The organism is Gallibacterium faecale, from assembly GCF_027920745.1.
Classification (GTDB): Bacteria; Pseudomonadota; Gammaproteobacteria; order Enterobacterales; family Pasteurellaceae; genus Gallibacterium; species Gallibacterium faecale.
On sequence record NZ_JAQIBB010000121.1, the window covers coordinates 1 to 7023 of the forward strand.

Here is a 7023-nt window from a genome sequence, read left to right on the forward strand (position 1 = left end):
TAGATTTTATGACGTAATTCACATTTTTTTATTTAACTGCCTAGAAATTCCGCAAAATGTATTGTTTTGCAGCAATTTTCTTTTTACTCTGTATTTTTTATCGTAATGGAGATAATCATGAATTTAACCCAATATATTGGTTTTGGTGTTGCTGGTAATTTTGCTGGTCACCTAGAACAAGCTGGTGAAGCAAAGGATTTTGCTGATGTTGTAACCACAGAAGAATCTCAACCTAAAGCTATTTTCCCATTTTATGTTCCTAATGCTAATAACTTCCTCACTACTTTTCCGTTGTCATCTACTGAAATAAAAATGCCCCAAGGTGCAGATAACTTACAAATTGAGCCTGAAGTCGCTGTATTTTTTAATATTGAATATGATGAAAATAAACAAGTTATAGCTTTAACTCCATCTGCTTTTGCTGCTTATAACGATTGTTCTATTCGTAAACCTAATGCCAAAAAAATCTGTGAAAAGAAAAATTGGGGGAAATCATCTAAAGGCCTATCTAGTACCATTTTACCGGTCAATACTCTTGAGAAAGGCGGTGAATTAGATCATTTCCGTATTGCTTGTTATCACAAACGTCAGCAAGTATTAACCGCTTATGGTATTGATAGTCCAATTGCTGGCTATAATTATTTCAATCAGAAGCTAGTTGCTTGGTTAATTGACAGAATGAATAACCAACCCGATCAAGGTCCTATGAATAATATTGCTGAATTACTCCATCAAGCAAACTATCCTACACAAGCAATTATTAGTATTGGTGCTACCCGCTATACTGAATTTGGTGAAACCAATTATTTACAAATTGGAGATACGAGTATTGTTGTTGTGTACGATGGTCGCAAATATACTGAACAACAAATACAACAATTTGCTCAAACGGAAGCCTTTCCTGCTGATATTTCTGCATTAATACAAACCGTTGTTTCTTAATTATAAAAAGGCCTCAAAAGATCGATCTTTTGAGGCCTTTATTACAATATTTTTAACTAATCATCCATATAACCTAAACTTCTTAACGCACGTTCATCATCAGCCCAACCACTTTTCACTTTTACCCAAAGTTCTAAATGCACTTTAGCATCAAATAAACGCTGCATATCTTGTCTAGCTTCTGTGCCGATGGTTTTTAATTTTTGTCCTTGATGACCGATCACCATCTTTTTCTGACCTTCACGTTCTACCAGAATCAGTCCATTAATTTCTAAAGTTCCACGTTCATTAACTTTAAATTGCTCAATTTCTACTGTTACTGAATAAGGTAACTCCTCTCCCATAAAGCGCATTAACTTTTCACGAATAATCTCTGATGCCATAAAACGCTGTGAACGATCAGTAATATACTCTTCAGGGAAATGATGCACACCTTTACGTAAAGATTGACGCACAATTTGTTGTAATTGATGTACATTATTACCACGTTGTGCAGAAATTGGGATAATCTCCTTAAAATTAAATTTCTCTGTTAGTTGTTGAATAAATGGTAATAACTCATCTTTATTCTTAATATTATCAATCTTATTAATCGCTAACACCACAGGTGCTTTAGCACTACGCAACTTATTCAGCACCATCTCATCATCTTCATTCCAATGTGTGCCATCTACCACAAAGATGATTAAATCAACATCAGTAATTGCACTACTTGCCGCACGATTCATTAAACGGTTAATTGCACGTTTTTCCTCAATATGTAATCCGGGAGTATCCACATAAACCGCTTGATAAGCACCCTCAGTATGAATACCTACAATACGATGGCGTGTTGTTTGTGCTTTACGTGAAGTAATCGAAATTTTTTGCCCTAAAATTTTATTTAGTAATGTTGATTTACCTACATTTGGTCGTCCTACAATCGCCACAAATCCACAATAGGTTTCTGATTCTGTTAAACTTTGCTGATTTTCTGTCATTCTCTTCTCATTAAAATTATTTTATTTTTAACACTGCTAAAATTTTTTCAGCAGCAGCTTGTTCTGCTTTACGACGACTACTACCTACACCTTCAAAGACTTCTGCAAGTTGTTGAATTTGACACGTTACCTTGAATGTTTGATTATGCGCTTCACCTTTAATATCCACTACGGTGTAAGTTGGTAAAGGCTGACGAATACCTTGTAGATATTCTTGTAATCTCGTTTTAGGATCTTTTTGGCTATCACCCGGCTCAATTTCAGCTAAACGTTGTTTATACCAAGTTAATATGACTTCTTGAGCAGTTTTAATTCCACTATCTAAATGAATAGCACCAATAATAGCTTCTACCCCATCAGATAAAATTGAACTACGACGATAACCGCCACTTTTCAATTCACCAGGCCCCAGTTTTAAGTAATCGCCAAGATCAAATTCAATAGCAATTTGTGCTAAAGTCTGCTCCCGCACTAAGGTAGCTCGCATTCTACTTAAATCTCCCTCTGGCGATTTAGGAAATCGATGATATAACGCTTCGCCAATAGTGAAATTTAAAATTGAGTCCCCTAAAAATTCTAAACGTTCATTATGCACACTTGCCGCGCTTCTATGAGTTAACGCTTGTTGCAATAATCTAATTTGGCTAAATTGATAACCTATTTTTCTTTGTAATCTCTCTAAATGTTCAGTATTCATAATTATTTGATGGTTTCAAAGAAGCGCTCTGTCCGAATTCCTGTCGGCCATTCGCCCTCTTTTTTATCTAAACTTAACCAGATCACTGTTGCTTTACCGACAATATTTTGTTCTGGTACGAAGCCCCAAAAGCGACTGTCATTACTATTATCGCGATTGTCCCCCATGACAAAATATTCTCCCTCTGGGACTGTCCACTCTCCAACAGGATTTCCTTCTTGTTTGAAATAGTATGGATCATAATTGAAACGATCTGGATTCAATAAAATTTGATGTGTTACAGCACCAATCTCAGTACGCTCAATTTGTGCATTACCGTGATATACAAATTCTGGATTTGGTGTTAAACCTTCATATCGATAAGTCTCACTTGGGCAAGTTTCTTCCTTACAAGCTGGTGTTACAGTTAATACCCCATCTTGTTGATCATATTTAATATGATCTCCCGGTAACCCAATTACCCGTTTAATATAATCAACATTAGGCTGAATTGGTGCTTTAAAAACAATCACATCCCCACGTTTTGGTTCCCCTAATGGAATCCATTTATTTTGGAATACAGGATCTTTTATCCCATATTCATATTTATTCACTAATAAAAAATCACCTACACGTAACGTCGGTTCCATAGACCCTGATGGAATTTGAAAGGGTTCATATAAAAATGAACGTACAATTAACACTATCGCTAAGACAGGAAATAATGAAGCAACAAATTCGGCACTCTCCGAAATAGGTTCAATACGTGCTTTTTCTTCATCTGTTAATTGTTTACCGCTCCGTTGTTCCGCACGAGCAATTTGACGTAAGCGTTTCGGTTGCAGCACAAAGCGATGATAACACCAAAAAATTCCTGATAAGGCAGAAAAAACAATCAGCAAGATGGTAAATGTATTAGGTAATTGGAAGTAATCTAATACTTTCCACAATACAAAACCAATTCCCAGTAAAATAGGCAAGAAAAAATTCGACATACTTGCTCCTTATTTGTCTTTTCCTACGTGAAGAATAGCTAAAAACGCCTCTTGTGGAACTTCAACGTTACCTAGAGATTTCATCCGTTTTTTACCTTCTTTCTGTTTCTGTAACAGTTTTTTCTTACGGCTAACATCACCACCATAACATTTCGCCAAAACGTTCTTACGTAATTGTTTTACCGTTGAACGTGCAATAATATGGTTGCCTATCGCAGCTTGAATCGCAATATCAAATTGCTGACGAGGAATTAACTCTTTCATCTTTTCAACTAATTCACGACCACGGTATGGCGCATTATCTTTATGAACGATTAATGCTAATGCATCAACACGATCACCATTAATCATAATATCAACTCGCACCATATCCGCTGCTTGGAATCGCTTAAATGAATAATCTAATGATGCATAACCACGAGAAGTAGATTTCAAACGGTCAAAGAAATCTAAGACAACTTCCCCCATTGGAATTTCATAAGTTAAGGCAACTTGATTACCGTGATAGACCATATGAGTTTGTACCCCACGTTTCTCTACACATAATGTAATCACATTCCCTAAATACTCTTGTGGCAAGAGCATATTACATTCGGCAATAGGTTCTCGAATTTCCTCAATGTTATTGATTGGCGGTAATTTTGCTGGACTATCAACATACACTACTTCACCATTCGTCATTGCAACTTCATAAATTACCGTTGGTGCGGTGGTAATCAAATCGAGATCATATTCACGCTCTAAACGCTCTTGAATGATCTCCATATGTAATAGCCCTAAGAAACCACAACGGAAACCAAAACCTAATGCGCTTGAATTTTCTGGCTCATAGAATAATGAAGCATCATTTAAGCTCAATTTGCCTAATGCATCACGAAATGCCTCATAATCATCAGAACTTACAGGGAATAATCCTGCATAAACTTGTGGTTTTACCTTTTTAAATCCTGGTAGTGGTTTGTCTGCTGGATTATGATGTAACGTCAAAGTATCCCCAACAGGGGCACCAAGAATATCCTTAATTCCACAAACAACCCAACCTACTTCACCACATGAAAGTTCTGTCGTATCCACCTGCTTAGGCGTAAAGATCCCTAAACGATCCACACCATAACTTTGACCAGAACTCATTACCTTAATTTTGTCACCTTTCTTGAGCGTACCATTTTTAATCCGAACTAATGACACCACGCCAAGATAGTTATCAAACCAAGAATCAATAATTAACGCTTGCAATGGTGCGTCAGGATCACCTTTCGGTGCTGGAATACGTTTAACAATTTCTTCTAAAACATCCTCTACACCAAGCCCTGTTTTCGCTGAACAACGCACTGCATCAACCGCATCAATCCCAACGATATCCTCAATTTCTTCTGCCACACGTTCTGGATCTGCGGCAGGTAAATCAATTTTATTTAAAATCGGTACCACTTCGAGATCCATTTCTATCGCTGTATAACAGTTAGCTAAGGTCTGTGCTTCCACACCTTGTCCTGCATCCACAACCAATAATGCACCTTCACAAGCTGCTAGCGAACGAGAAACTTCATAAGAAAAGTCAACGTGTCCTGGCGTATCAATAAAATTTAGTTGATAAGTTTCACCATTTTTAGCGGTATAGTCTAAGGTCACACTTTGTGCCTTAATGGTAATACCACGTTCACGTTCTAGATCCATCGAATCTAGCACCTGTTCTTCCATTTCACGTTCAGTTAATCCACCGCACACTTGGATTAAACGATCCGAAAGCGTTGATTTACCATGATCAATATGAGCAATAATTGAGAAATTACGGATATTCTTCATAGATGAGTAATATTAATACTTTAGTTAGTTAATTAAAAAATAATCGGAAGATTTTACAAGAAACTAGGAAAAACTGCTACTAGAAAGGAATTTGTTACGCTACTCAGTAAAAAGGCAGATTTTGCGTCTGCCTTCATCTACTTGATTGTTTAGTAATAAGAGTGTTCACCACGTTGATGTTCTGTTACATCTTTCACACCCTTCAATTCCCCATCAAATTGTGCAAGTAGTTGTTTTTCCACTCCTTCTTTTAAGGTTACATCAACCATTGAACAACCATTACAACCGCCACCAAATTGTAAAATCGCTTCGCCTTCATCTGTGATTTCAATCAGCGTAATACGTCCACCATGGCTAGCTAATTGTGGATTAATTTGTGTTTGAATCACATAATCAACACGTTCAATTAACGGCGCATCATCAGCCACTTTACGCATTTTTGCGTTTGGTGCTTTTAGGGTTAATTGTGTTCCCATATCATCGGTAATAAAATCAATTTCTGCATCTTCCAAAAATGGCAGACTAATCTCATCAACAAATGCAGAAAAAGTTTCATATTTCATCTCACTATCTGTTGCTTCTACTGCAGAAGGCGGACAATAAGAAACACCACATTCCGCATTCGGTGTACCTGGGTTTACCACAAAAATACGAATATTTGTTCCTTCTTCTTGTTGATCGAGTAGTTTGCGGAAGTGTGCTTGTGCTGCACTAGAAATTTTAATTTGTTGCATAATGCTTTTATCCCTTAATAAATACTTGACTGATATAGTCGGGAATAATACGCTCAATCAAAAAAATTTTCCACTCCCCAACCACAATCAATCTATTTTTTGCGTTTTACATAATGCCCAAACTTGTATTTCTGTAATACCTTCTCGCTGTAAACAATGACAAATCTCCGTCATTGTTGTCCCTGTTGTAATAACATCATCAATAATTGCCACTGACTTTACTGTCTTTGGTAATGGTTTTTGCAATATAAATGCTTGTGCCAAATTTTGTTGTCGTTGGATTGCTGTTTTTCCTCGCTGTGTTTCGGTGGCTCGATAACGGACAACAACATCATCTCGATAAGGAATCTTTAACCATTTACTTAAATAATGGGTTAACAGCGTTGCTTGGTTATAGCCTCTACGCCATTGTCGTTGATGATGTAAAGGTACAGGAATCAATAAATCGGGCAGTTGTAGTTGATGGGTACACCGTGCCTTTCTAACCGCTAAGTACAACCAACGCGCTAAACTTCGATCAAGATAATAAGCTTGATTAAACTTAAATTGATAAATTAATGAACGTAATGGTTCTGCAAATGCAGATACAAACACAATATGTTGCCAATTCGGTGGGGAAAGCAAACATATACCACACTGTAACCGATCCTCTGGCAACGCAGTGCCACAACGTCCACAATAACAAAATTGTGGTAATCTCTGATAACAAAGAGAACAAATACCATGCTGCCCAATGGCTAAACGGCGTTGACAAATAAAACAAGATGTATCAAAAAGATTCGCATTTTTCATCTTGTTAGCATATAGCATTCATCATAGTAACAATCTCTCCTTTCTCTATTTTGTGAGCTCTTTCGAGAAAATAAGAAAAAATGGGCGTAATGGACAAT

Annotated in this window: 7 protein-coding genes; 1 reads left to right on the forward strand and 6 read right to left on the reverse strand. The window is 36.8% G+C overall.

The genetic code is table 11. The features are described 5' to 3' along the window. Positions 1-117 precede the first annotated feature (117 nt). Positions 118-942, forward strand: a complete 825-nt coding sequence (locus tag PF272_RS12260; protein WP_271142977.1) for a DUF5718 family protein — start codon at positions 118-120, stop codon at positions 940-942. Positions 943-998: 56 nt separating this feature from the next. Here the strand turns inward: PF272_RS12260 and era are convergent, their stop codons facing one another. From era to PF272_RS12290, 6 genes are all read right to left on the reverse strand, one after another. Then, positions 999-1922: a GTPase Era gene (era, locus tag PF272_RS12265; RefSeq protein ID WP_065234311.1), complete on the reverse strand. Its 924-nt coding sequence runs from the start codon at positions 1920-1922 to the stop codon at positions 999-1001. Positions 1923-1938: 16 nt separating this feature from the next. After that, the gene (rnc, locus tag PF272_RS12270) at positions 1939-2619 is read right to left on the reverse strand and encodes a ribonuclease III (RefSeq protein WP_065234312.1); all 681 of its coding nucleotides are present in this window, start codon (positions 2617-2619) and stop codon (positions 1939-1941) included. A gap of 2 nt (positions 2620-2621) precedes the next feature. Further along, positions 2622-3593: a signal peptidase I gene (gene lepB, locus PF272_RS12275; protein WP_065237169.1), complete on the reverse strand. Its 972-nt coding sequence runs from the start codon at positions 3591-3593 to the stop codon at positions 2622-2624. Positions 3594-3602: 9 nt separating this feature from the next. Beyond that, positions 3603-5399 (reverse strand): translation elongation factor 4, encoded by a 1797-nt coding sequence (gene lepA / locus PF272_RS12280; protein ID WP_065234314.1) that lies wholly within the window; start codon positions 5397-5399, stop codon positions 3603-3605. A 149-nt stretch (positions 5400-5548) separates the two neighbouring features. Beyond that, positions 5549-6133: a Fe-S biogenesis protein NfuA gene (gene nfuA / locus PF272_RS12285; RefSeq protein WP_065234315.1), complete on the reverse strand. Its 585-nt coding sequence runs from the start codon at positions 6131-6133 to the stop codon at positions 5549-5551. Positions 6134-6220: 87 nt separating this feature from the next. After that, the gene (locus PF272_RS12290; RefSeq protein WP_271142978.1) at positions 6221-6925 is read right to left on the reverse strand and encodes a phosphoribosyltransferase family protein; all 705 of its coding nucleotides are present in this window, start codon (positions 6923-6925) and stop codon (positions 6221-6223) included. Positions 6926-7023: the final 98 nt, after the last annotated feature.

Coding starts and splice junctions, on each gene's coding strand:
- PF272_RS12260 (WP_271142977.1), top strand. CDS start 118: ATGAATTTAACCCAATATATTGGTTTTGGTGTTGCTGGTAATTTTGCT.
- PF272_RS12290 (WP_271142978.1), bottom strand. CDS start 6,925: ATGAAAAATGCGAATCTTTTTGATACATCTTGTTTTATTTGTCAACGC.
- lepB (WP_065237169.1), bottom strand. CDS start 3,593: ATGTCGAATTTTTTCTTGCCTATTTTACTGGGAATTGGTTTTGTATTG.
- rnc (WP_065234312.1), bottom strand. CDS start 2,619: ATGAATACTGAACATTTAGAGAGATTACAAAGAAAAATAGGTTATCAA.
- nfuA (WP_065234315.1), bottom strand. CDS start 6,133: ATGCAACAAATTAAAATTTCTAGTGCAGCACAAGCACACTTCCGCAAA.
- lepA (WP_065234314.1), bottom strand. CDS start 5,399: ATGAAGAATATCCGTAATTTCTCAATTATTGCTCATATTGATCATGGT.
- era (WP_065234311.1), bottom strand. CDS start 1,922: ATGACAGAAAATCAGCAAAGTTTAACAGAATCAGAAACCTATTGTGGA.